The 23628-nt window shown below is 73.2% G+C and carries 24 protein-coding genes; 9 read left to right on the top strand and 15 right to left on the bottom strand.

Translation table 11 applies throughout. The features are described from left to right. Positions 1–11: 11 nt before the first annotated feature. Positions 12–170 carry a hypothetical protein gene (locus ACJOT3_RS04500; RefSeq protein ID WP_406969064.1) on the bottom strand — a complete coding sequence of 53 codons (159 nt, stop codon included), beginning with the start codon at positions 168–170 and terminating at the stop codon, positions 12–14. Between the two features lie 260 nt (positions 171–430). Beyond that, positions 431–787 (bottom strand): ArsR/SmtB family transcription factor, encoded by a 357-nt coding sequence (locus ACJOT3_RS04505; RefSeq protein WP_406969066.1) that lies wholly within the window; start codon positions 785–787, stop codon positions 431–433. 385 nt (positions 788–1172) lie between these two features. Between ACJOT3_RS04505 and ACJOT3_RS04510 the strand changes: the two genes are divergently transcribed. The 3 genes from ACJOT3_RS04510 to ACJOT3_RS04520 all read left to right on the top strand — a co-directional run bounded on the left by ACJOT3_RS04510 (position 1173) and on the right by ACJOT3_RS04520 (position 3678). After that, positions 1173–1367 (top strand): hypothetical protein, encoded by a 195-nt coding sequence (locus ACJOT3_RS04510; protein ID WP_406969068.1) that lies wholly within the window; start codon positions 1173–1175, stop codon positions 1365–1367. Then, entirely contained in the window at positions 1364–2551 is a 1188-nt protein-coding gene (locus ACJOT3_RS04515; RefSeq protein WP_406969070.1) for a M28 family peptidase, read from the top strand. The genes ACJOT3_RS04510 and ACJOT3_RS04515 overlap by 4 nt, the downstream gene beginning before the upstream one ends. Before the next feature lie 122 nt (positions 2552–2673). After that, entirely contained in the window at positions 2674–3678 is a 1005-nt protein-coding gene (locus ACJOT3_RS04520; protein WP_406969072.1) for a hypothetical protein, read from the top strand. A gap of 20 nt (positions 3679–3698) precedes the next feature. On the opposite strand, the gene cmr1 is transcribed toward ACJOT3_RS04520, so the two are convergent. From cmr1 to ACJOT3_RS04570, 10 genes are all read right to left on the bottom strand, one after another. Then, positions 3699–4985, bottom strand: coding sequence for a type III-B CRISPR module RAMP protein Cmr1 (gene cmr1, locus ACJOT3_RS04525; RefSeq protein WP_406969074.1), 1287 nt, complete (start codon positions 4983–4985; stop codon positions 3699–3701). 6 nt (positions 4986–4991) lie between these two features. Continuing rightward, complete coding sequence (locus ACJOT3_RS04530) at positions 4992–6638, bottom strand: hypothetical protein (protein ID WP_406969076.1); 1647 nt, start codon at positions 6636–6638, stop codon at positions 4992–4994. A 4-nt stretch (positions 6639–6642) separates the two neighbouring features. Continuing rightward, positions 6643–7632 carry a hypothetical protein gene (locus ACJOT3_RS04535; RefSeq protein ID WP_406969078.1) on the bottom strand — a complete coding sequence of 330 codons (990 nt, stop codon included), beginning with the start codon at positions 7630–7632 and terminating at the stop codon, positions 6643–6645. Next, positions 7629–8591, bottom strand: coding sequence for a type III-B CRISPR module RAMP protein Cmr6 (gene cmr6, locus ACJOT3_RS04540; protein WP_406969080.1), 963 nt, complete (start codon positions 8589–8591; stop codon positions 7629–7631). The genes ACJOT3_RS04535 and cmr6 overlap by 4 nt, the downstream gene beginning before the upstream one ends. A 224-nt stretch (positions 8592–8815) precedes the next feature. Then, positions 8816–9259, bottom strand: a complete 444-nt coding sequence (locus ACJOT3_RS04545) for a type III-B CRISPR module-associated protein Cmr5 (RefSeq protein ID WP_406969082.1) — start codon at positions 9257–9259, stop codon at positions 8816–8818. Continuing rightward, on the bottom strand, positions 9259–10182 hold the full coding sequence (gene cmr4 / locus ACJOT3_RS04550) for a type III-B CRISPR module RAMP protein Cmr4 (RefSeq protein WP_406969084.1): 924 nt from the start codon (positions 10180–10182) through the stop codon (positions 9259–9261). The genes ACJOT3_RS04545 and cmr4 overlap by 1 nt, the downstream gene beginning before the upstream one ends. Further along, positions 10179–11360: a type III-B CRISPR module-associated Cmr3 family protein gene (locus tag ACJOT3_RS04555; protein ID WP_406969086.1), complete on the bottom strand. Its 1182-nt coding sequence runs from the start codon at positions 11358–11360 to the stop codon at positions 10179–10181. Before ACJOT3_RS04555 ends, cmr4 begins: the two co-directional genes overlap by 4 nt. After that, complete coding sequence (locus tag ACJOT3_RS04560) at positions 11354–13090, bottom strand: Cas10/Cmr2 second palm domain-containing protein (RefSeq protein WP_406969088.1); 1737 nt, start codon at positions 13088–13090, stop codon at positions 11354–11356. Before ACJOT3_RS04560 ends, ACJOT3_RS04555 begins: the two co-directional genes overlap by 7 nt. After that, the gene (cas6, locus tag ACJOT3_RS04565; RefSeq protein WP_406969090.1) at positions 13087–13896 is read right to left on the bottom strand and encodes a CRISPR system precrRNA processing endoribonuclease RAMP protein Cas6; all 810 of its coding nucleotides are present in this window, start codon (positions 13894–13896) and stop codon (positions 13087–13089) included. The genes ACJOT3_RS04560 and cas6 overlap by 4 nt, the downstream gene beginning before the upstream one ends. Positions 13897–14337: 441 nt before the next feature. Continuing rightward, positions 14338–14937 carry a TetR/AcrR family transcriptional regulator gene (locus ACJOT3_RS04570; RefSeq protein ID WP_406969092.1) on the bottom strand — a complete coding sequence of 200 codons (600 nt, stop codon included), beginning with the start codon at positions 14935–14937 and terminating at the stop codon, positions 14338–14340. Positions 14938–15085: 148 nt separating this feature from the next. On the opposite strand from ACJOT3_RS04570, the gene ACJOT3_RS04575 reads away from it, so the two are divergent. Both ACJOT3_RS04575 and ACJOT3_RS04580 read left to right on the top strand, forming a co-directional pair. After that, the gene (locus ACJOT3_RS04575; protein ID WP_406969094.1) at positions 15086–15682 is read left to right on the top strand and encodes a flavodoxin family protein; all 597 of its coding nucleotides are present in this window, start codon (positions 15086–15088) and stop codon (positions 15680–15682) included. Between the two features lie 104 nt (positions 15683–15786). Continuing rightward, on the top strand, positions 15787–17085 hold the full coding sequence (locus ACJOT3_RS04580; RefSeq protein WP_406969096.1) for an NAD(P)H-dependent flavin oxidoreductase: 1299 nt from the start codon (positions 15787–15789) through the stop codon (positions 17083–17085). Between the two features lie 24 nt (positions 17086–17109). Here ACJOT3_RS04580 and ACJOT3_RS04585 read toward each other — a convergent pair whose 3' ends face one another. Then, positions 17110–17895 carry a response regulator gene (locus ACJOT3_RS04585; protein ID WP_406969098.1) on the bottom strand — a complete coding sequence of 262 codons (786 nt, stop codon included), beginning with the start codon at positions 17893–17895 and terminating at the stop codon, positions 17110–17112. Next, complete coding sequence (locus tag ACJOT3_RS04590; protein ID WP_406969100.1) at positions 17892–18740, bottom strand: sensor histidine kinase; 849 nt, start codon at positions 18738–18740, stop codon at positions 17892–17894. The genes ACJOT3_RS04585 and ACJOT3_RS04590 overlap by 4 nt, the downstream gene beginning before the upstream one ends. Before the next feature lie 251 nt (positions 18741–18991). On the opposite strand from ACJOT3_RS04590, the gene ACJOT3_RS04595 reads away from it, so the two are divergent. From ACJOT3_RS04595 to ACJOT3_RS04605, 3 genes are read left to right on the top strand one after another with little or no spacing between them, the layout of a single operon-like run. Beyond that, positions 18992–19711, top strand: a complete 720-nt coding sequence (locus tag ACJOT3_RS04595) for an ABC transporter ATP-binding protein (RefSeq protein WP_406969102.1) — start codon at positions 18992–18994, stop codon at positions 19709–19711. Continuing rightward, complete coding sequence (locus tag ACJOT3_RS04600) at positions 19708–20496, top strand: ABC transporter permease (protein WP_406969104.1); 789 nt, start codon at positions 19708–19710, stop codon at positions 20494–20496. The genes ACJOT3_RS04595 and ACJOT3_RS04600 overlap by 4 nt, the downstream gene beginning before the upstream one ends. Next, positions 20493–21284 carry an ABC transporter permease gene (locus tag ACJOT3_RS04605; RefSeq protein WP_406969106.1) on the top strand — a complete coding sequence of 264 codons (792 nt, stop codon included), beginning with the start codon at positions 20493–20495 and terminating at the stop codon, positions 21282–21284. The genes ACJOT3_RS04600 and ACJOT3_RS04605 overlap by 4 nt, the downstream gene beginning before the upstream one ends. A 74-nt stretch (positions 21285–21358) precedes the next feature. On the opposite strand, the gene ACJOT3_RS04610 is transcribed toward ACJOT3_RS04605, so the two are convergent. After that, complete coding sequence (locus tag ACJOT3_RS04610) at positions 21359–22105, bottom strand: GntR family transcriptional regulator (protein ID WP_406969108.1); 747 nt, start codon at positions 22103–22105, stop codon at positions 21359–21361. Positions 22106–22235: 130 nt separating this feature from the next. On the opposite strand from ACJOT3_RS04610, the gene ACJOT3_RS04615 reads away from it, so the two are divergent. Further along, the gene (locus tag ACJOT3_RS04615) at positions 22236–23582 is read left to right on the top strand and encodes an MFS transporter (protein ID WP_406969110.1); all 1347 of its coding nucleotides are present in this window, start codon (positions 22236–22238) and stop codon (positions 23580–23582) included. Positions 23583–23628 lie beyond the last annotated feature (46 nt).

Raw genomic sequence — 23628 nt, forward strand, 5'->3', positions numbered from 1 at the left:
GCGGACAGTGCTCACCGGTCCTCGTTCTCCTCCGGGGTGGTGGTGCGCGCACCGCGTCCACAGGCTGTGGACAACCCGAGGAAGGCCAGGAGTCCCATGGCGGGGATGCTCCAATGGTGGCCAGGCTTGTAGACCGGCACGGGGAAGGCCCCGTTGGTGGTGCAGTTCATCCCGGGCAACCGACCCGCGTGGCTTGTCCACTTCCCACCTGGGCTGATGCCTGTCCCGGCGGTGCTCCCTCCAGGTCTGCGGGTGGGCCCTGTTCGGTCCGGCCGCCGACATCGGGGGACGGCAGGTCAGGAAGAAGGCGGTCCTGCGGGTCGGCACACGGTGCCGCTGTGGAGCATCACGCTTGCGAGTCGCGTGGGTGTCCTTCGCGTGGAGACCGCACTCTGACGGGGCCGGGACCGGGCAGAGGCCGCGACGCCTCTCAATCGGCGTGGCGGAGTACGTCGGCGAGGCGGTCGAGGGCGGGCTGGACAACGGCGAAGTAGGCCCAGCGGCCGCGCTGTTCCCGGTTCAGGAGGCCGGCCTCGACGAGCAGCTTCATGTGGTGGGAGACGGTCGGCTGGGAGAGCCCCACCGACTCCTTCAGGTCGCAGATGCAGGCCTCGCCGTCGGGTGAGGCGGCGACCATGGAGAGCAGGCGCACCCGGGTCGGATCCCCCAGGGCCTTGAAGGTGCGCGCCAGGGTCTCGGCCGACTCCTCGTCGATGCCCCCTGAGGCCAACGGGCCGCAGCAGGCGGCGGCATCGCCGGGGGTGTCGATCACGGTGAGGCTCTTCATGGGTCGAGCGTACCAGGAAGCATTGACAAACTTCGATACATCGGCGATCGTCGATGTATCGCAAAGCATCGATGTTCATCGATATGAGAGGGGGGTCATGGTCGAGGCACGCAAGGTCGTGGCCGGTCCCGATCCTTCGGGATCGACGGCCGGAGGCGGTCGCCCGAGAGGAAAAGGGCTGCTCGCCAGGTTGCTCGGCAGGCCCGAGCGCCTCAGGCGGGTGGAGTTCTGCGACTCCTGCGGCGAGGTGTGCACGCAGGAGTGCCGGGCCGACGCACAGCGGGAGCGTGCCCGTGAGACGGCTCTACGCGCCGTCTACCTCCCGCCTCGCCACTGACCACCGGCACGAACCGATCCATCCGGTCACTCAGATGAAGGAGCAGTCATGACAGGCACCACCACGGGCGGGTTCGACGTCGACCCCCGCGAGGCGCTGGCCCCGCCCGCGCAGGCGGGCGGCTGTTGCGGAACGCCCGTGACCACCGCGGCGGCCCCTCCGGCCGACTCCTCGGCCGGAGGGTGCTGCGGCACCGTCCCCGCGGCGCAGCAGCCCGCCACCGGCAGCGGGTGCTGCGGGTGAGGCAGCCCGACCCGGCCCGCCTGCGAGCCGTCGTCGAGTCCCTGGCCGCCGCCCCCTTCCAGGGGCGGCGGGTGGGGACCGGCGGCGGCCGGGCGGCCGCCGACCACCTCGCACGTGTCCTGCGGCGCACGGGCGCGACCGTGGCCTTCCAGGACTTCGCCGTCGGCGCCGCCGTGCGCGAGGTCTACGACCTCCCGACCATGTCCTGGGCACACGAGGGAACCCGCCGCGTGCTGGACTTCCGCCGTGACTTCTGTGAGCACCTCGCCTCCGCGGACCTGCCGCACGCGGTCACCGGCCGGGTGTCCGCCACCGCCGAACCGGGAGCCTGGGTGCTCCACGACGCGTTCTCACACGAGGCCGTCACCGCCGCGGCCGAGGCCGGTGCCGTCGGCGTCCTCGTGCCCCGTGGCACGGACGCGGCGGGCCGGATGCCGAAGATGATCGCGGGGCCGGCCCCCGCCGCGCTCCCGGTGCTGGCCGTGCGCACCGACATCCACGGGCGGCTTCACGCGGGGGACTCCACGATCCGTGCGGCCGTCCCCGTCCGCCCGGTCGACGTCGACGGCCGCAACGTGCTCGCGACCTTCCGCGAGCAGCACGGCGAAGGACCGGCGTTCCTGTTGACCGCCCACTTCGACGGGGTCGGCGATGACCCGGACGGCACCCGATACCCGGCGGCCTGCGACAACGCCTCGGGGGTGGCCGCCGTCATCGAGGCGGCCCGGATCCTGCACCACCGGCTTCCGGCGGGGGCGGGGCTCGCCGTGGCCCTCCTCGACGGGGAGGAGGCGGGCGCGCACGGCTCGGCGGCACACGCGCCGACGCTCGCGCGCGGGACCCACGTCCTCAACCTCGACGGCGCCGCCGCGTTGCGCGAGGCCCACGTCGAAGCGGGCGGGCCGGCCGGACCGCTGTTGGCGGCGCTGGACCGCGTCGGCCGGCGACTGGGCGTGCCCCTGCGCGCCCGTGCGATGCCCTCGGACAACCGCCGCTACGCCGCCGCCGGTCATGCCGCCGTCGGCATCGGGATGGGCATGCCCGGCTACCAGACACCGCTGGAGACGCCGGATCGGGTCGAGACCGCCACCCTGGTCGCGGCGGCAGAGCTGCTGATCGGCGCCGTGGAGGAGCTGGCCGCGGAGCCGGTCGCCTCCCGGGGCGGCCCGCACTCACGGAGGTGATCCGTGGCCTGCGGCGTAGGGCGTTCGCCCGGTGGTCGCTCCGGCACCGGAAGGCGGTCCCGTCGGGCGGATCGCGTACGCTGACCTCCTGAATTGCGTTTCATGGTTCGGAGGGGTGTCCAGTGAGATTTCCGGGCGGGCGTGAGGTTCCGAACGAGTACGCAAAGAACCCCCACATCCTGGAGTGGTGGACGGAGGAGCATGACGAGGCCATTCGTGCTCTGATAGCGAAGTACGGCTGGACGTTCGACAGCTACTCCTTTGATGTCATCAAGAAGATGACCGATCCGGATGTCATTGCCCACTGGAGATCCAGGGACCCCCTTTGTAAAAGGTACGCCTACTACGGTGTCCTCGGTGGTTTTGCGTTCGCCCGGGCTCAGATACTGGACTACGCGCGAGAGATGGAACCGCCTCGGAGTCTGACCTGTGAGGCCTGCGGCGACGGGTTCCAGGAGATCGACAGCCGCAGGATCATCGATTACGTGGACGGCAGGACCGGCGTCCGATGCTGCAACTCCTGCTTCCAAGGGATCTTCTTCGAGGAGACCTGGGACCGCTGGGCCGACAAGGACAAGGTCGACGAGTACATCGTCGACCTCGCCCGCGCGCTGGGCCGCGTCCCCAGCCAGAGCTGGGAGCGAACCGTTGCCTGGTCCGACATTCCGCGCTCGAACCTCACCGCGCTCGTGGAGATCTGCGGCCGAGGACGGCCGAGCACGGCGTCGGTCAAGAAGGAGTACGGGAGCTGGTTGGCGGCACTGATCGCGACGGGGGTGCTCCCCGACGGGGCCCACAAGGGTGTTTTCGGGATCCGCACCCTCGCCAGGGACGGTCACGTGTGCAATTCCCTGGCGGAGAAGACCATTGACGACTGGCTCACCGACAACGGAATCGAGCACACCAAGGAACCCCGATATCCGGACAGCCAGATGAGGGCGGACTTCGAGGTGGGTGGAACCCTGATCGAGTACTTCGGGCTGGTCGGCAGGGTCGAGTACGACGAAAAGGTCGAACTGAAGCGCGCCCTGGCCAAAAAGCACAGGATCAAGCTCGTCGAGATCCACCCGAAGGACATGGCATCCTGGGATCGGTACCAGGCCAGGCTGGCGAAAATCCTCGGCTGATCCGGGATGGGGGTCACCGCTCACACCCGGCGAACGAAACTCCCTCCCTTTCCGATCTCGTCGATCCATTCCTCCACAAGGCCGTGGGCGTTGTCCGTGTCGGCCTCGATCTCCCGGACGTGGTTCCCCCTCTTCCACAGGTCCACGCTCGTCTCCTGGTCCTCCGGCAGGAAGCGGTTCCAGAAAGCGAAGGAGAACAACTTCCATTCGTTCTTCTCTCCGACCGCGCGAAGCCACAGCGGTGAGGCCCGGCGGAGTTGTTCCACGCCGCCGCCGCCGGCCTTGGTCTTGGTGACCCTGACCTCGTACTCGTCCTTGTACACCAGCGGCAGTCCCATCGTGGCCATGGGCATTCGCTTCTCCCTCCTTTCCTTGTCGTGGATGACGTTGATCCAGCCCTTCGTCTTGATCGGCGGGCTGTACTTCTCCGGCTTGTCCGAGTCGAGTTCGGCGCGGAAGTAGCGCAGCTCCCTGCCCGCCTTGGCGAGGACCGCGTCCCAGGAGGCCTGGGCCCGGCCGCCCGCGATTCCCGCCGTGGTGTGCTCCTCGCCCAGGACCGGGAACGGGGCGATCGGTTCCTCACCCCAGTCGAACTCTTCCGCTTCCGCGGTGGAGTCGCGCTTCCCGGGCGCCGCGCACACCCGGCTCAGTGCCTGACGGGCCTCGATCAGAGGGCCGGTGAACAGCAGGTGCCGGGCCGCGGCGTAGTGCGAGAGCCCCGGGGTGCGCATCAGGGAGGAACCCGACTCGAAGGGAAGGCCCTGTCCGGCTCCCACGATGCGCAGGTTGCCGAACCCGCGGCGGACACGCGACCCGACGCCGCCGTATGTGCAGTTGAGCCAGAGTGCGGCGAGAGCACATCGGTGGGCGTCTCGGTCCCGCCCGTCCAGGCGGACCTGGAGTTCGAACTCCTGGGGAGGAATGAAGTCCCTCGTCAGCGGCCTCCCCTTGGTGGCCAGGCCCGGGCCGAGGAGGTAGGCGATCCACTTCTCCTGATCCCGCCTGTCCTGGCCCCGCTCTCGCAGAAGGTCTCGGAGTTCCACCGTGGAGGGCGTGAGCCGGTGGGGGATGCGCAGTTTGATGGGGGAGGAGCCGGCGGTGGAGCCCAGGACCCGGTCCTCGACCCGGCGGAGGCGGTGCACGTCGTCGCCGACGTAGCGGGCGGCCATGGCCCGAAGCCAGAACCGCATCCCGCCCCGGAGGGAGGGGACGCGGATCTCGGGGGGCGCATTCAGGTGGGCGTCCGCGGGGGTCGCGGCCGAGTTGAAGACCGGGGTCGCCACTTGGACGCTGAGCGTGGTCCACATGGGAGGTCACCTCTGTTCCGTGCGCCAGTGCGCGTGTGTGAGGGGGGCGGTCAGGGGCCGGTCGTCCCACAGGATCTGAGAGAAGACACCGGCGACGAGGCACCAGGCTCCCGCCTGGAGCAGGGCGGCCCAGACGGCGTCGGGGTGGAGGGCCCAGGCGCCCCGGAAGATATGGCCGTTCTCGCTGAAGGCGGGTACGACCCAGGCGAGGCCGAGCAGTGCGATCAGGAGTGAGTGCGCGGCGGCGGCGCACCACACCAGGAACGCGCGGAGAAGGGCCGCGCCGATGCCGACACCGGTGTTGCGTGCGTTGGCGAGCAGGTAGGCGAACGCCGCCAGCGCCAGGAGGAGGGCGACGCGGACAGGCCCCAAGGGCGGTTCGGGGCCCTCGTCCCTGCCGGGGATCTCCATGCCGGTGGGCTCGAACGCGGCCGCCCACCAGGACGGATGCATGGTGGTCACGATGAACAGGCCGATCGCGGCGGCCGCCGGGATGCGCAGGAGCCAGGGCAGTGCCCACGTGCGCCCGTGTACGGTGAGCCCGGTGAGCCCGATGGCGTAGGTGAGCCCGGCCAGGATCGCGGAGACGTCCAGAGTGCTCTGGTCGGTGAAGGGGACGGAGGCCAGCCAGGGGGAAGAGAGGGCCCCAGCCAGGGTGAGGACCCCCAGGCACAGCGTCGCCGCCGCCGTGTACCGGCCGAGGCGGGGGTATTCGGAAAGGGCCAGGGCGGCGTGTGCCGCGGTGAGGACGCGGTAGCGCGGGAGCAGGTGCCGCTCGATGATCCCGGACGCGAATCCGATGTCCTCCGTGGCGTACGGGGAGGAGCGGCCCGGGCCGAGCCGCCGGTCGGGTCCGATCGCCAGAGGCGGTCCCGGCCGGGCGGACCGGGCGCGGTTCTTCCGGGCCCGGCCGTCCGTCGGGTACTCGAACAGCAGGAGGTCCGTTTCGGCCTCGATCTCGGCCTGCTCGGCCCCGTCCAGGGCGGGCAGGGACTCGTGGCGGCCCAGCAGCTCCGACCACTCCCACCGTGCCTGGCGGCTGCGGGCGAGGAACACGTCGCCGGTGTGCCTGCCGAAAAGGTCGTGCGCCGCGTCCTCGGGGAGGAACCCTGTCTCACCCCGGCCACCCCGGTAGGGCTCGGACAGGGCGAGGAAGCGGTGCCGTGCCGCCAGCGGCACGAGCACCTCGACCTCGGTGTCCGTCAGCGGGGGAATGCCCTCCCCGGGCGGGTCGTGCAGGGCGCGCCAGGCCGCTTCACTGGTCCAGCACCAGGCGAGCCACTGGTGGTTGAGGCTGAGCTCCGTCTTCTCTGTGGCCCCTGTCTTCTTCGTCAGAGCCGGGATGATGGCCAGGGGCCGGTACAGGGCGGCCATGAGCCTGGGCCGGTGCCCGCGCAGCACACGACTGATCTCGCCGATCGCCTGCTCGACCTGGTCCGCGGTGACCTCCTGCCCCACCGGAGGGCTGAGCACCTTCGGGATGATCTCGTACGCCCGGCGTACCTCGGCAACGGACAGCGCGGCGATGTCGGTCTGCTCGCTGAACCCCGACCCGTACCGGTTGAGCGCTTCACCCACCCCCGCGGTGACCCTCCGGTGCAGGCGGGGCGCGATGTCGGAACACTCGGCACCGGAGCCGTCGGGCACGGTCACCGGATCACCGCCTCGTTTCCAGGTGTTCCTCGAACAGGATCCGCATACCCCTGCCGAAGGCCGTGAGCCTGGCGCCCGGGCTCTGCCGCTCGTAGGCGTAGCCCTCCAGCAGCGCGCCCTGGGGCACCTCGGGTGCGGTGTACTCGCCGAAACCGGCCAGCTCCCGACCGACCAGTTCCGGGGACAGGCGGCGCAGCGGGATGGGCAGGGTCTGCTCGGCCTTCTCCGGCAGGACGTGGGCCTGTGCGTCACGGCCCAGGCTGCGCAGCCACTCGGCCGCCGAGATCAGGTAGGGCACGGTGGCCCGGTAGCCGCCGGAGAGGTGGAAGAGAACACTCTCCCCGTGCTCCAGGAGCGGGTCGATGCCGCGTGTCCGGTTGCCGACGAGGAGGCGGGCCAGGTAGCCGAGCCCCTCCATGGCCAGGGCGAACTCCTCTTTGCGCCGGGCGTCCAGGCCTTTGACGCAGACCACGAGGATCTGCCCCGGTCCGGGGCGGTCGAGCCTGGTGTCCGGGCCCATCCCGCACAGGTACAGGACGCGTTCCACGTTCCCCTTGGCCAGGGCGATGGCCGTCCAGACCGCGCAGGCGCGCCCGTCCTCGGTGTCGCTGGCGAGCAGGACGGTCCGGTCCTCGTCCGCGATCATCGCCGGGTTGTAGGTGCGTACGGTGTCCAGCTCGGCGGACAGCCCCGCCACGGAGGTCCACTTTCTGGCCTGCACGTCAGAGGCCAGTTCGCTGAAAACGGCGAGTTCGTTGCGCGAGGGGAGCTCGGCACCGGACGGGGCGCCGGACGCGGGTCCCGTCCCGGGGCCGAAGGCGTCGTTGAGCCGCCGCGTGGTGTCGTAGACCTTCTCGGCGAGTCCCAGCTTGTCCTTGTTCCAGTACTCGCGCGCTTCTTCACCACCGGGCACGGTCCGGCCCACCCGTTCCAGATGCCCCTTCTCGAAGAAGTCTCTGAGGCTGACCCCGACCGAGACGATGTGGACCGTCATATCCCACCCCTGTGAGCGTTCATGTACCCGTAACCCGCTGCGGTCTTCGCTCCCACTCCCAGGTCCTCGACCGCCTCCCGGAGCCGGGCGGCGGCGAAGCCGGTGATCTTCTCGGTGTCCCCGACGAGGTCGGCGGCGAAGGTGCCGCCCGTGATGGTGAGGAACTGGACGGGTACGGGCTGGTGGTACTCCGCCGGAGGCTCCGGTTCCTCCCCTTCCCTGCGCACCCGGGTGGTGTCGTAGTAGGGCTTCACGTGAGGGGTGAGGACATCGGCCGACACCGTCAACGGGCCGTCGACGGCCAGGGCGTCCAGGAAGCGCACCGCGCCCCGTGCCGCCTTGTCATGGTCCCGCCCTTCCGCCTCCGACCCGGCGCGGCCCTCCGGGGCGGTGCCGCCCCCACCCGGTTCCCTGTCGGATACGCGTCGGGAAGGGGGCAGGGGGGCTCCGAAGACCATGCGGAAGATCTCTCTGCCCCCGGCCGTCTTCGCGGCCCTGTCCCACACGTAGGCCGCCGTCACCCCCTTGAGGCCGGACCCGGGGATGATCGGCCACCCGTACGTGCCGTGGAGCGTGATGCCGAGCTCGTGGGCGTTGCCCTTCTCACCGAGGCCGACGACGAGCCGCCATTGGGGCCTCAGCAGGACCCGGGCCACGTGCTTGCCCTGGGAACGGAGCTGGGCGAGCGCGCGCTCACGTCGTTTCGCCACGGCGGACAGGTCCTCGCCCACCTGGCCGAGGGCGTGGTCCTGCGCCCACCGCACCAGTGCCTGGCCCGCCTGCTTGGGCAGTTCGACCCCGGCCGGCCCGTCGGGGACGAACGCGGTCCGTCGCAGCACGGTCAACGCGTTGGCGCTCCCGGAGGCACCCGTGCCGACCAGGGCCGGATGCGGGTTCGCGTCGGTGCCCCACTCGGCCTGGATGAGGCCGCCGAGCGGTCCGGCGCTGGGCACGGGCATGCTCACATGCCGGTCCGCCGCGGGCGCGGTACGAGGGTCCTCCGTCCTTCGCGGAGGTCCTCCGCCGGTCCGTGTCCGGGATCCGGACGTCCGGTCGGGGGCGGCGCGCGGAGTGGCCCGATCCGGGAGAGGGCCGGGCCCGGGGAGCCCCCGTGCCTTCGGCATGTTCGCCGGGGAGAACCCGGGCCGGCCCGGTCCGCGTGGGGGAGGTGCGGTCTCCTCGCTCACCGTTCCTCCCCGCCCTCGGAGGAACCCTGTCCGGTGCTGGGGTAGACGGCGTCGGCCAGCCTGCGCAGCCAGGAGAACAGCACGGCCACCTCCCGACCGGCCCGCGCATAGGTCGCCCGGTCCATGTCGCCCAGCACGGCGAGCATCGTCCGGTGCGCACCGGGTCCCTCCTCCCTGGCGAGCGTGTCCGGGACCAGGCCCTTCTCGGCCAGATGGGTGCGGATCTGTTGGGCGACGGCGCCGTAGGCCTGGGTCAGCCGTTCCGAGGAGGCCGAGTTCGAACGTGCTGCGAGGAAGGCGTAGGTGGCGGCCAGGCCGCTCCCGTGCAGTTGGACGGGGAGGTGCCGGAACCGGGAACGCAGTTCCCTGGCGTTGTCCCCTGTCGCCTCGGGCAGGAGCCCGGCGGCGGTGCGCGCCATGCCCTGGTCAACGCGGTACATCAGGCCGTCTCCTTCCCGGAACCCTGCTCCACCCCGGCCAGGCGCGTCCACACCAGCCCCTTGCCGAGAGTCTCGTCACCGCCGATCTGGTGCAGGACCGTGCCCGAGCCGTGCAGCAGCAGGGTCAGCAGCCGCAGGTGCTCTTGGTCGGGGGCCGTAGCGCCCCGGGGACCGCGCAGAGTCAGGGCGCAGGCCAGAACGGTCTCCGCGGGCAGGTACTCACTGTGGAAGGGGCCGTTCTGCACGGTCTTGTCGGCGCCGAGCTGGACGCGGACGCTGATCTCGGTCCCCTCCTCCACCAGGGCCGCCATCGCGTCGTCGTCGACCAGCACCAGGTCCTTGGCGAACTTCTCGGAGAAGGGGAGGAAGGCCTGCTCCGGGGCGAAGGCGTCGGAGCGGATCCTCTCCGCCCACGCACGGAGCAGCCGGTTCTGCTCATCGGCCCCGTTGCCGTCGACCGCCAGGACCAGGGGGCCGAATGCCTGCTTCCCCGTCCAGCCATGGCCGGTGGAGAGTGCTTCCCCGGGTTCCTCGGGCAGTGCCGGGCCTGCCGGGGTATCCGAGGCCCGGTACTTGCGTGCCAGCCGACCCAGGGCGATCACGGACGTCACCCACGCGAAAGTCCGGCGCAGGGTGGGGACCGGCAGCGCCACCAGCTGGGCGTCCCCCACCGACAGCAGTCCCGGGGTGGTGGGGCCGCCCTGACCGACGGGCGAGCCGAACACCTCGTTCACGGCCTGGCCGGACCACTCGGAGTGCTCCTCGGCGGCTTGGCGTAGGGCGCCCTTGAGGCTCTGCCCGTACACGGTCGGATAGCGGGTGTGCGCCTCGCGCTGGATGGGCAGGTCGATGATCCCCTTGCTGTCGGAGGCGCCGGCGTGCAGGGGGGATTCGGTGTAGAAGAACACCAGCAGGTCTTTCACGTCCACGTTCCTGTCAGGATCAGCCCGAATCCGGCTGTGGCCAGCCGCCGGCCGGTGTGGTCAGGGTTGTCGGGGTCCTCTCCCCAGGCACGTCCGTGCGCCTGGACGGCCCAGTTCTTCGCGGAGACCTCGGGGTCCGGCCCGGTGAACCGCAGGAGGTACACCGATCCGGCGGGCACGGCCCACCGCAGCCAGGCGTACTCGACTCCGCCATCGCGGTCGGGGCGTGCGCTGGCCACGTGCTCGGGGCCGTTGACCGCGGCGGCGACGAGGTGCGCGCCTTCGGGCAGCGGCGGCAGCCAGGTGTTGCGCCAGGGTCCCGTGGGGGAGCGGTGGCGCCAGATCGCCGGGGTGGCCAGGTACACCAGCACCTTTCCGTCGGGGAACTCCTCCGGGTGTTCGGGCAGGGAGATGCGGTTCTGCCGCTCGCACACCTGGAGGTCGGCCAGTCGCCCCTCGCCACCCAGCCGGACGGGTCCCGGCGGCGGCGGGGACAGGCCCGGGTCGAGCTCGCACAGGGCCAGGAACGCCCACTCCTCGTCGGCGTTCTCACGCAGACGCAGGTAGTCCGACGCGTACAGGTGCGCGTGTCGGGCGGTCCGCCCCTGCCTGGCGATGCCGGTGCGGCGCTCGACCTTCAGGGGAGGGCTCAGGCTCGACAGCAACGCGGAGTCGATCCCCTTCCCGTGCAGGTAGCCCCCCATCTCGGAACCGCTCCACCACAGATCCTCGTCCCGGGTTCCGGCGTCGGGTGCGTGCAGCCACTGCAGCCCGTCCCGGACCAGGTCGGTCCGGGCGGGTGTGTCCTGGGGCCGCAGCCGCCGCCAGACCCGGTCGGAGGTGTCGGAGGGCACCACGTCGGCGGGGACGGGAAAGGACAGGCGCCAGCGCTCCGCCCCGGTGTCCCACCAGCCGAGGAAGGGGCCTCTCACCGTGCTCGGCTCCGGGTCCGCGTCCGCGCCCGGTCCTGCGGCGGCCTTGAAGGCCGCTCCCAGGGCGCCGGCGATGGTGCTGGGCCAGGGGCGCTGGGTGTTGGCCGCTCCCCCGGCCCCGGCTGCGAAGGTACGCCCGTCCCGGACCTGGACCGCGTCGCGTGGGCGCAGGGCCATCCACACGGTCTCCGGCGGGCCGTCGTCGGCGTTCCCCTCCGGCGCCCTGGCCTGTCCGGGTGTCACCACGCCTGCCTCCTGAGGAACACCGCGACCCGTGCCGCGGCCAGCGGCACCGGGGCGTGGGAGGTCTCACCGTGCTCGGACCTGCCCAGGTTCACCAGGTTCCGGGCCTGTTGTCGGCTGCCGCCGTGGCGTAGGACCAACCGTGTCACCTCCGCTTCGTAGGTCTTCCTGTGGGGGCTCTCGGCCAGGTCGGCGAGGGCCGCGCGCTCGGCGTACAGGTCGTTGACCAGCCGGGGTGAGAGCCCGCTGTCCCCGGGGGCCGGGGCCGTCCCTCCCGTGCGCGGCTTGAACGTGCGCAGTGTGCCCAGGGCGTCCTCCACCCAGTCCGAGGACCAGGGGCGCACCGTGTGGGAACGGGATCCCGATCCGGTGATGTAGCCGACCGCGACGGCGTTCTTGTTGGGGACCTTTTTCGCCTCGGCCAGCAGTTCCCGGGACCGGGCGATGGCGGTGTGCAGCGGTGAGCCCTGGTGGGCGAAGACCACCGCGCAGCTGAGCGTGGTCGGGTCCTCCTCCACCTCCGCCCGGCAGGCCTGCGCGGCCTCCAGGGCGGTCGCCGCGGGCAGGAAGGCCAGCAGATCGTCCCCGCCCGAGTACACCGTCACCCCGGAATGGTCCTCCTGGACCCGGCTGCGGTGGGCTTTGGAGAGATCCCCCAGACGCAGGGATATGTGCTGGTGGCCCCGGCGCGTGACGGGAGCGGCGGACAGGTGCTTTCCCAGGCCGTCCAGGTCGGCGGCGAGTACCGCGTAGTAGGGATTGGCGTCGGCGCCGATCGCCTCGGCCAGCTTTTCGGCGGCGTCCCGGCCCTGCCGTACCGCGGCCGCGTCGACGGGGTCGCCGGGTGTTCCGTACTCGTGGGTGAGGGTGTCGATGTTCCAGGTCTCGGGTGTGACCCACCAGCCCGCGCCGCGCACGAACCACTGCTGGAGCTCGTCCAGGCCCGCGCGGTCCAGGCATGGAACGGCGCCCTCCAGGGCCCGGAAGCGGCTCTCGCCCATCACCTTCCGGGCGGCGGTGCGCAGCTCGGCCACCCGGTCGCTCACACCGGGAGCGGCCCACGCGTCCAGGACGCGGTCACGGAAGGGGGTGGAGGCGATCGAGGCGGTGGAGGGGAAGCCCTTGCCATGGGTGGAGGGAAGCCTGGGCGTGGCGTGCCAGCGGCGCTTGAGCCAGACCGCGGCGGACAGTTCACTGCCGCGCTCGTGCCGGGGCACGCCCGAAGGCGGGGACTTCTCGGAGGGCCAGCGCGGTGAGACCGCGCACGGCCGGGTCCCGGTGCGCTCGGGGTAGTCGAAGGCGCGCAGCCGCTTGCGCGCGGCCAGGGCGGTCTGCGCGATCTTCCACTGCTCGGCGTAACCACCCGTCGAGGCGGGTGCCACGCTCCACATGACCTCGGGGAATCCGGGGACGTCCCGGGGTTCGTCGAACAACAGTGACGTCCATTTGCTCCACGCGGAGCGCACCCGGTCGGCTGCGGCCGTGGCCAGGTCCTCTCCCTCCCCGCCCGTGGTCAGCGCGACGATCCGGTTCGGGGCCGACGAGGGGTGGGCCTCGGCGGGGATGACGAGTTCGGCGCCGCCCTCGGCCAGCCGGTTCGCGGCCGCGGTGGCCAGCAGGGCCATGATGTCGCTGGCATTGGCGGCGTCGGCGGTGGTACGGGACTCGGTGATGAACCTCTGAACCCCGGAAAGCGCGATGACGACCAGGTCACGCGGTTCGGATTCGCTCATGCGCCTTCGTTCTGTGCGAGGTTGCGGCTTTGTCCGGTGGGTGTGGTGGTCGTGGGGCGCGCGGTCGCTTCCCGGACACCGCCCGGTCCGGGCCGTGCGCGCTCGGGGTCGGCGGGCCGCTCGTGCAGGTGCACGCGGACGTGCCCGAGGCCGTGGGTGGTCTGGGCTCCCACCCCGGCGAACTCCGCGAAGGCCCACAGCGCGGTGAAGACCTGCCGCTGGGCGGGGGTGGCGCGGGCGGGCAGGCCGAAGGCCGCGCGGCCGACGAACCCGGTGCGCCGGTGGGGGCCCTGGCCGACGGTGCGGGTGGCGATCCGGTGGCGGGTCAGGAACACGGCGCCGAGCACCTGGTCGACCTCCTGCTCCGGCAGGGGGAGGGGGCTGAACGCGGCCCAGCGGCGGGCCAGCCCGGCCAGGAGCAGCTCGGGGTCGGGCAGCGGGAGCTGGCGGCCGTTCCGGGAGACATAGGCCGGGGAGACGAACTCCACCGCGGCCTTCGCCGTGGGGGGCAGGTCCAGCAGGCGGGGGTAGGACACCGACCTGTGGTCGGCCGGGGACAGGCGGACCGGCTGCGCGCCCAGGCGGAGGGGGTCGGCGAGCTTGGCGCCGAGGTCCGGCTCGGCGGGCCCGCCCAGCCAGCTCGCCACCAGGTGCGCGCCGGTGGCGGCGGCGGTGAACGGCTTTGTGGCGGCGGTGTGCTCCGCCGTGGGGGTCTCCAGCAGCTGGCAGGCGAGGGCGTGCAGGTGGCGCGGGTCGACGGGGTCGGGGGGCGGGGGCGTGAGGGTCAGTGTCCACTGGGTGGGCACGCGGCCTCCGGGGCATGTGGGAGGAACGTCGGACGCGCGGTGCGGTGCCGCCTTGCGGAGCAAGCTAGCAACGTTGGTGGTGGTGTGTCCGGGAAATGGGGAAGTGTGGCCGATAGCGGTAAGTGGGGTGCCTGGAGGGGCGGGAGCGGGTAGGGATGACCGAAGGCGTCGCCGGTTCGGGAGCGGCGGTGTGGGTGGGCCGGGTCCCAAGCCCGTAGGGCATGGAAACCATCCGCCGTCGCTGATGTTGTTGACCGCCAGTGGGTTCCGCAGGCCTACAAAGCCCGTAGGGCATGGAAGGCCGCTCCGCCGGCGGGGCGCGGCTCGGAACTCGGGCGAGGGGAGGATCGCCGGGCGGCACGGTACTGACCGCGGTACTGGTCGCGGTGCTACTGGGGCGGGCTTCTCATCCGCGGATCCAGGGTTCGAGCCCCTGGGGGCCTAGCTTTTGAGGGCCAGCAGGCGTTCGGTGTTGGGCCAGATCCCGTCCAGCAGGGCGGGGTCGTTGCGCACGCGGGCCAGCAGCACCATGCCCTCGACCTGGGCGACCAGCGCGCGGGCCAAGTCGTGGCCGGTGCCGTCCGCCCCGATCCGGCCGGCGTCCCGGGCCTGGTCGATCAGGCGGGCGACCATCGCGACCTGCTCGTCGAACACCTCCGCCAGCCGCCGGCGCACCTCGGGCTCGCGCCCGCTCAGTTCCAGGGCGAGGTTGCCGTACAGGCAGCCGTGGATCGCGCCCGACTCGCCGTGGTCGGCGCGCTGGGGGGCGATCAGGCAGTCGACCAGGGCGCGGAGCCGGTCCAGGGGGTCGGCGGCGCCGTCCACGGCCGCGTTCAGCGAACCGCGCTCCTCGGTCCACTGGTCGCCGACCGCCTCGACGGTCAGGGCCTGCTTGGAGTCGAAGAAGTGGTAGAAGCTGCCCTTCTTGACCCCCGCGTCGGCGCAGATCTCGGCCACCCCGACGGCGGTGTAGCCGCGTGTGCGCATGAGCCTGCGGGAGGAGTCGAGGATGCGCTCCCTGGCGTCGCTGGTGCGTCCCATGCGCCCGAGGGTATACGAACGGTCAACTACTCGGCGAAGAGTCGGCGGTGCAGCGGTATTGCAGAATAGTTGACCGGTCGTCTACATTGATTTCGCCGGGACCGACCGGCCCACCTGCACCACCCGAACCAGGAGAGGGGGCACCCCCGTGCCCGAAGTCCAGATCGCCGTCGCCTTCCACAGCGGCTACGGCCACACCGCCCGCCAGGCCGAGGCCGTCGCCCGCGGCGCCGAGAACGCCGGCGCCCGGGTCTCCCTGCACGACGTCACCGCCCCCGACGCGGACCTGTGGTCCGCGCTCGACGCCGCCCACGCCATCGTCTTCGGCAGCCCCACCTACATGGGCGGCACCTCCGCCGCCTTCCAGGCGTTCGCCGAGGCCACCGGCCCCGTCTGGCAGCGGCGGGGGTGGCAGGGCAAGCTCGCGGCCGGGTTCACCAACTCCGCGGGGATCAACGGCAACAAGGACACCACGCTGAGCGCGCTCGCGGTGTTCGCCGCCCAGCACGGGATGGTCTGGGTCCCGCTGGGCCTGCTCCCGGGCGGGGAGTACTCCAGCGCGGGCGACCGCGACGACCTCAACCGGCTCGCCGGGTTCACCGGGGCCATGGCCCAGTCGCCCGCCGACCTGGGGCCCGACCGGGCCCCCTCCGACGGCGACCTGCGCACGGCCGAGCACCTGGGCGCCCAGGTCGCCCGGACGGCGCTGCGGTTCGAGCACGGGCGCGCGGCGGTGACGGCATGAGGGCGGAGCACCGGTCCGGCGCCGATCTCACCCCTGCGACCCACCGATCTGGCGCAGCCCTCACCCCGGAGGCGCTCTTCCCCAGCGCAGATCCCATCCCGGCAGTGCGTCGGCCCGACGCCGACCTGGCTCCGGAGGCGCGTCGCCTTGGCGCAAACCCCATCCCGGCGGCCCACCGCCCCGGTACCGACCGCACTCCGCAGGCGTCCCGTCCCGACGCCGGTCCCACCACAGCGGCGAGTCGGCCCGGGGCCGACCCCACTCCTCAGGCGCGCCGCCCCGGCGCCGGTCCCACCGCGGCGGCCCGCCGCCCGGGTGCCGCGCTCACCGAAGCGCTCGGGATCCGCTACCCCGTCGTCCAGGGCCCCTTCGGCGGCGGGCTGTCCACGGTCGAGCTGACCGCCGCCGTGTCCGAGGCGGGCGGACTGGGCTCCTACGGCGTCCACGCCATGGACCCCGAGGACATCGGCCCCCTCGTGGACCGCATCCGGGCCGCCACCGCGGCGCCCTTCGCCGTCAACCTGTGGGTGCCGCGCGCCGAGGAGGACCGCCCCGTCCCCGACGCCGCCGCCCTGGCCGCCCACACCGACCGCCTGGCCGGCCACTACGCCGAGTTCGGCCTCACTCCGCCGGACCTGGACGCGGTCAACGCGCACCGGGACTTCGACGCCCAGCTCGACGCCGTCCTCGCGGCCCGCCCGCCGGTGGTCAGCGTCGTGATGGGGCCGCCGCCCCGCCGCCTGGTCGAGGCCGCCCGGAGCACCGGAACACGGGTCGTGGGCACCGCCACCACGGTCGCCGAGGCCCGGGCGCTGGAGGAGGCGGGCTGTGACGTGATCGTCGCCTCCGGGAGCGACGCGGGCGGGCACCGCGGATCCTTCCTCCAGCCCGTGCGCGAGTCGCTCGTCGGCACGTTCTCCCTGGTCCCCCAGGTGCGCGACGCCGTGTCCGTGCCCGTGGTCGCCGCGGGCGGGATCGCCGACGGGCGCGGGGTCGCCGCCGCCCTGGTCCTGGGCGCCGACGGGGTCCAGGTGGGGACCGGTTTCCTGCGCACCCCGGAGTCCGGAGCGAGCCCGGTGCACCGCGAGGCGCTCGCCTCCGAGCAGGCGCGGACCACCGTGTTGACCCGGCTCTTCTCCGGGCGACCCGCCCGGGGGATCGCCAACGCGCTGGTGCGGGGGCTGGCCGATGCCGAGGACCGGGTCCCGCCCTACCCGGCGCAGAACAACCTGATGCTGCCGATCCGGGCGCGGGCCGCGGAGCGGGGGCGGGCCGACCGGCTCAACCTGTGGTCGGGGCAGGCGGCCCTGCTGGCCTCCGGCACGGCCACCGGCGCGGGCGCGGGCGAGTACCTGGCCGCGCTCGTGGCCGAGGCCGGGGAGGTGCTCGGCACCCCGCTGTGATCCCGTCCCTGTTCCGACCGGGGGTCAGGGCCCCCGGTCGGAACGGGCTCGGACGAGGCCGTGTTCGTAGGCCGCGATGACGAGCTGGGCCCGGTCGCGGGCGTGGAGCTTGGCGAGCAGGTTGCCGATGTGGGTTTTGACGGTGCCGAGGGAGATGGTGAGGGCCGCGGCGATGTCCTGGTTGGACAGGCCGCGCCCCACCAGCGTCAACACCTCCGTCTCGCGGCCGGTGAGCACCCGCGGGCCGGGCCCGGTCGGCGGCGCGGGCCGCTCCAGGTAGTGGGTGACGAGCCGGGTGAGGATGTCCGGGGCGAACAGTGACTCGCCCGCGTGGGTGCGCGCGACCGCGTCGACCAGCCGGGCCGGTTCGGCGTCCTTGAGCAGGAACCCGCTCGCCCCCGCGCCCAGCGCGGCGCGGACGTACTCGTCCAGCTCGAACATGCTGAGCACCAGGACGCGGGTGGCGGCCAGCTCCGGGTGGCCGGTGATGCGCCGGGTCGCCTCGATGCCGTCGCCGCCCGGCATGCGGATGTCCATGAGCACGATGTCGGGGCGCAGCTCCACCGCCCGCTCGAACGCGTCCCCGCCGGTGCCGGCCTCGCCGACGACGCCGAGTCCGGGGGCACCGTCGATGATCATCCGGAGGCTGTGGCGGATGAGCGGCTGGTCGTCGGCGACGAGCACCCGGATCCGGTCACCGGCCACGGGGGCGCCGGCCACCGGCTCTCCGCCGATCGGTTCGCCGGCCACCGGCCCGCCTCCCAGCGCTTCGCCGGTCGGCGGCCCGCCGCCGAGCGGCCCACCGCTCACCGGTCCTCCCCGTCCGGAACGGCCGCGGTGAGCCGGAACCCGGGACCGCTGCGCCCGGCGTGTACGGTTCCGCCGAGCAGGGCGACGCGTTCGCGCAGGCCGGTGAGGCCCCGGCCGGTCCCCGGGTGGGGCCGCCAGCCCGGGGCGGGGCCGTCGTCCTCGACCGTCACCACGACCGTCCCGCCCTCGCGGGCCACGGTGACGCGGGCGGCCACCGGCCCCGCGTGGCGGGCGGTGTTGGCCAGCCCTTCGCGGACGACCGCGCACGCGGTGAGCTGCGCGCTCGCCGACACCGCACCGAGCTCGCCCAGGTCCAGGACGGCGGCGACCCCGCCGTCGCGGGCCGCCCCGACGATGGCGGGCAGGTCGCGCAGGGTCTCGGCCGGGCGCAGCCGGGCCGGTTCGGCCTCCTCGCCCGGGGTCCGCAGCACGGTCAGCATGCGGCGCAGTTCGGTGGTGGCCTCCCGGCCCGCCCGCTCGATGTCGGCCAGGGCCAGCGCGCGCTCGGCCTCGCCGTCCGGCCCGGTCGCGGTGCGCGCCGCCGCGGCGCGAACGGTGATGAGGCCGAGCCCGTGGGAGGCGAGATCGTGCAGGTCGCGGGCGATGCGCAGGCGCTCGGCCTGGGCGGCGCGCTCGGCCGCCCACCGGGTCAGTTCGTCCTCGTGGGTGCGCCGCCGCCGACGGGAGTGCAGCACGGCCCAGGCGACCACCGCCACGGCGGCGACGGCGACCGCGCACACCCCGGCCAGTGCCAGGACGCGGGGCTCCGCGCCGGTGGTGGTCAGGACGAGGGCGAGCAGGGTCAACACGGCGGCGGCGACCGCCCCGGCGCGGGAGCGCAGCACGGGACGGTCCGCCGCCTCCGCGGTTCCCGGTGTCCCTGCCGCTCCTGGCATCCCCGCCGCTGCCGCAGTCCCCGGCATCCCCGCCGTTCCCGGCGCCTCGTCCTGGATCGGTTCCATCCGACCGAGTCTAGGTTCGCCGGGCCCGGCCGCACATCCGACCGGGGTCGGAGGGACCCGGGGACGAGTCCGGGCGGACAAGACCCGACCCCGGTCCGATGGCGGGGGCCGGACCGGCCGCTGGAATGGCGGGCATGATCACGATCGAACAGCTCACCAAGCGCCGGGGCCGGCGCCTCGTCCTGGACGGGGTCGGCTTCGAGGCCCGCCCCGGCCGGGTCACCGCGTTCCTGGGCCCCAACGGCGCGGGCAAATCCTCGACCCTGCGCGTCCTGCTCGGCCTGGACCGCGCCGACGGGGGCACCGCCATGGTCGGCGGCCGCCCCTACCGGGGCCTGCGCGACCCGCTGCGCACGGTCGGTTCGATGCTCGACGGCTCGGGTGCGCACCGTTCCCGCACGGCGCGCGGGCATCTGGCGTGGGTCGCCCGCAGCAACGGCATCCCCCGGCGCCGGGTCGGCGAGGTGCTGGAACACGTCGGCCTGGCCGAGGCCGGGCGGGTGCGGGTGGGCCGGTACTCCCTGGGCATGGGCCAGCGCCTGGGCCTGGCCACCGCGCTGCTGGGCGAACCGGAGGCGCTGGTGCTGGACGAGCCGGTCAACGGCCTGGACCCGGAGGGCATCCGGTGGATGCGCGGCCTGCTGCGCGGGCATGCGGAGGCCGGGGGCACGGTGCTGCTGTCCAGCCACCTGATGGGCGAGGTCGCCGGGATCGCCGACGACCTCGTGGTCATCGCGGGCGGCCGGATCGCCGCGCGGGGGACGCTGGACGAGGTCACCGCAGGGCATCCGAGCCTGGAGGACGCCTTCTTCGCCCTCACCTCGGCCACGGGTCCGGGGGAGGCCGGGCGATGACGTTCCCGAACACCCTCGGCGCCGAACTGCGCAAGGCCGCCTCCCTGCGGGCCACCTGGGTGGCCGCAGCGGTGGCCCTGCTGGGATCGGCCCTGATCACGGTGCTCAACTCCGTCTCGGCCCGGGTCGCCCTCGACTCCGGGCGGGGGGAGTCGACCGGCCTCACCTCCCCGTTCGAGCTCGGCTACGCGGCCGTCCCGCTGGGCACCGTCGGCGCGGTCGTCCTCGGCGTCGTCGTGATCGGCAGCGAGTACACCGCCAACAGCGCCGACGCGGGCGGCGGCCGCCAGATCACCGCGACGCTGACCGCGGCCCCGCACCGGGTGCACCTGCTGCTGGCCAAGGCCCTGACCGTGGTCCTGGCGGTCGCCGCGACCGCCGCGGTCGCCATCCCCACGAGTGTGGGCATCGCGACCCTCGTCATCGGCGACGCCGCCCCCGAGACGGTCCCCCTGGAGGAGATGCTGCACCGCTTCCTCGGCGCGGCGCTCTACTGGACGCTCATGGGACTGATCGCCTTCGCCATCACCGTGCTGACCCGCAGCGGGGTCATCCCGCTCATCGTCCTCATCGTGAACAGCTCCCTGGTCTCGTTCTCGCTGCTCCTCACACGCCTGACCTCACTGGCGTACTGGCTGCCGGACATGGCGGGGCGCAAGCTGTTCGGTGGCCTGGAGACGGTCGAGGGCGGGCTGGACGCGGGGCCCGGGGCGCTGGTGATGGCCGCCTGGACGGCGGGGCTGCTGGCGGTGGCCGCGGCCGTGTTCTCCCGGCGGGACGCGTGAGCGCGGCCGTGCGCCGGTCGACGGACCGGACGACGAAGCGAGCGACGGACCGGGCGGCGCGGCTGCCCGCCCGCCTGACCGCCGTCACCGCCGCCGAACTCGCCAAGCTGCGCACCCTGCCCGCCGCCGTGGCGACGGCCCTCGCCACGGTCCTGGCCGGTGCGGTGATCGCAGCGGCCCTGGCGGTGTACGCCGCCGACCGGGGAACACCCGTGTCCCCGGTGGCCGCGGTGGTCCAGGCGATCCCGTACGTGCAGGCGGGCCTGGTCCTGGTCGGGATCTGGCCCGTCGCCCACGAGTACGCGGGCGTCCAGATCCGCACGACCCTGGTTGCGGTCCCGGACCGCGGGCTGCTGCTGGCGGGCAAGACCGCGGCGGCGCTGGTCGCGGTGGCGCTCACCGCCGCGGCGACGGTCGGCGCGGGCCTGGCCGCGGCCGCGACCGCGACCGCCGGGGAGCCGTCCTGGACCGGTACCGACCCGCGCACCGCCCTGGGCGCGGCGGCCTACCTGACGCTGCTGGGCCTGCTCTCCCATGCGGTCGCGCTGCTGCTGCGGCACCTGGTCCCTGCGCTGGTCGGGATGCTGTCCCTGGTCCTGATCGCCTCCCCACTGCTGGGCGGGCTCACCGGGCACGCCCGCTGGCTCCCGGACCGCGCGGGGGCGCTGCTGTACGACCCGGCCGCCGACACCGTGCTCACCGGGGCCACCGGGACACTCGTCCTGCTGGGGTGGATCGCGCTGATCGGCGCCGCCGCCGCGACCCGGTTCGCGCGCAGCGATCCCTGACCGGGGACGGCTGCCGGGGCCGTCGCCTCTGACCGGGGGCGGCCGCCGGGGCCGTCGCCCCTGCCCGGCCCCGGCTAGGCGGAGCCCCGCTCCTCGGCGGCGGCCTCCGCCTCCGGGATCGGGAGGCGGCCGGCCAGCCCCCCGCGGGCGTCCTCCATCACGATCCGTTCCGCCTCCCGCGCGTCCCGCTCCCGCAGGGCGCGGACCAGGGCGCGGTGGTAGGTGTAGCGGTCCAGGGCGGACAGGTCCCCGGCGGAGATGTGCTCCAGCAGGCGGGTGCGGCGCTCGGCCCTGGAGAAGACCCGGGTCTGCTCCACCAGCCCCACCAGCACGGGGTTGTTCGCGCAGGCGTTCACCGTGTCGTTGAACTGCTGCATGGTGTCGAGCAGGGTGCCGATGTAGTCGTCGACGGGGCGCCCCTGGGAGCCGCGCCGCTGGATGAGGATCAGCAGGTCGTCGGCCTCGTCGAGGATGCCGTCGAGCCGGTCCAGCTGGGCGTCGGAGGCGTGGCGCGCGGCGAAGCGCGCGACCAGGCCGCGCAGGGCGACCTCGACCTCGGCCAGGTCCTGGACCGCGGTGTCCTCCAGGGCCGAGACGACGATGGTGCGGGGGCCGGTGCGGTCGAGCAGGCCCTCCCGCTCCAGCCTCCGGATGGCCTCGCGCACCGGGGTCGGGCTCACGGACAGGCGTTCGGCGAGACCGCGTTCGGTGATCTTCGCCCCGGGCCCGAGCTCCCCGGACCTGATGGCGTCGCGCACCGCCCGGTACGTGCGATCGGCGAGCGTCTCGGTGGTCAAGGTGCGCAACTGCCTGCCGGTCATGCCCCGACGATACCGGACCCCCGCGTCCCGCTGACGGTTTTGCCACTTTTGACAAATTTGCAATAGCAAAACTAGAGTCAGCGTGTCCGGGGTCACACCGCCCCGGCGGGACGGCCCGCGGAGGTTGCCGATGACAGGTCTGGACACCGCCACCGAGCGGTCGGCGGGGCGCCGGATCACCTTCTTCGTCGCGCTGGCGGTCTTCGCCCAGGAGTCGACGTGGAGCTTCTACGACGCCCAGGTCCCCCCGCTGCTGCGCGAATACCTGGCGAGCACCGCGCTCGTGGGCCTGATCATGGGGATGGACAACCTGCTGGGCATCTTCGTCCAGCCGTGGATGGGCAACCGCTCGGACAACACCCGTACCCGCTGGGGGCGGCGCATCCCCTACCTCGTGGTCGGCATGCCGATCGCGGCGCTGCTGTTCGCCACTCTGCCCCTGGCGTCCTCGCTCCCGGTGCTGATCGCGGTGATCTTCGCCTACGCGCTGGTAGCCAACAGCTTCAAGCCCGTCACCGAGTCCCTGCTCCCGGACTTCATCCGCCCCGAACGCCGCAGCCGGGCCGCGGCCGCGGTCAAGATCGCCACCAGCCTGACGATCATCGTCTCGGCGCTGATCAGCGCCTTCATGATCGACTCCCACCCGGTGCTCGCGTTCTGGGTGCCCTCGGCGCTGATGCTCGTCGCCGTCACCGTGCTCGTCACGAACATCCGGGACAGCACCTCCCCGGCCTACCGGTCCGTCGAGGCGGAGGACGCACGGGCCGCGGAGGACGCACTGGCTGCGGAGAACACACCGGCCACAGAGAACACACCGGCCGCGGAGAACGCCGCACAGGGCGGGGCGCCCCGCGCCACCACGAGCGTGTGGTCCGTCGTCGCCGACATCGCCCGCGACCGCAACCGCGACCGGCTGCTCGTCCTCGTGGCCATCCTGTTCTTCGGCGGGGCTTGGGCGTCGGTCCGGGCGCTGATCACCCCGTACGGCATGGAGGTGCTGGGCCTGTCGCGCGGCGACGCCGGCGGCCTGACCCTGTCCAGCGGCGTGGTGTTCATCCTGGTCGCGCTGCCGGTGGCACTGCTCTCCGAACGCATCGGGCGGCTGCGCGTGATGGGCCTGGGCATGGCCCTGTTCGCCGTGGCGATGGTCGTGGGCACCGTGTTCGCCACCCCCGCCGGGACCCTCGTCATGCTCGGCCTGACCGCGGTGGCCGCCGCGGGGTTCATGGTCAACGCCGCCGTCATCCTGTGGAACCTCGCCCCCTCCGCCCGGGTCCTGGGCACCTACACCGGCCTCTACACGGTCGGCTACGCCAGCGGGAGCTTCCTCGGCCCGGCCCTGGTCGGCGCCATGGTCGACCTCACGGGGTGGCGCTTCCTGCTCGTGGACGCCGCCCTGCTCGCGGCGCTCGCCGTGGTCGCGGTGGTGCCCGTCGAGCTGCACCGCCGCCGCGACCCCGAGGCGGCCGCGCTGTGAAAGACCACCTCCCACCTCCCCCCGCCCACCTCTCCGCGTTCCGAAC

The sequence above is a fragment of the Nocardiopsis protaetiae genome, assembly GCF_045446735.1.
In the GTDB taxonomy this organism is placed as follows: Bacteria; Actinomycetota; Actinomycetes; order Streptosporangiales; family Streptosporangiaceae; genus Nocardiopsis; species Nocardiopsis protaetiae.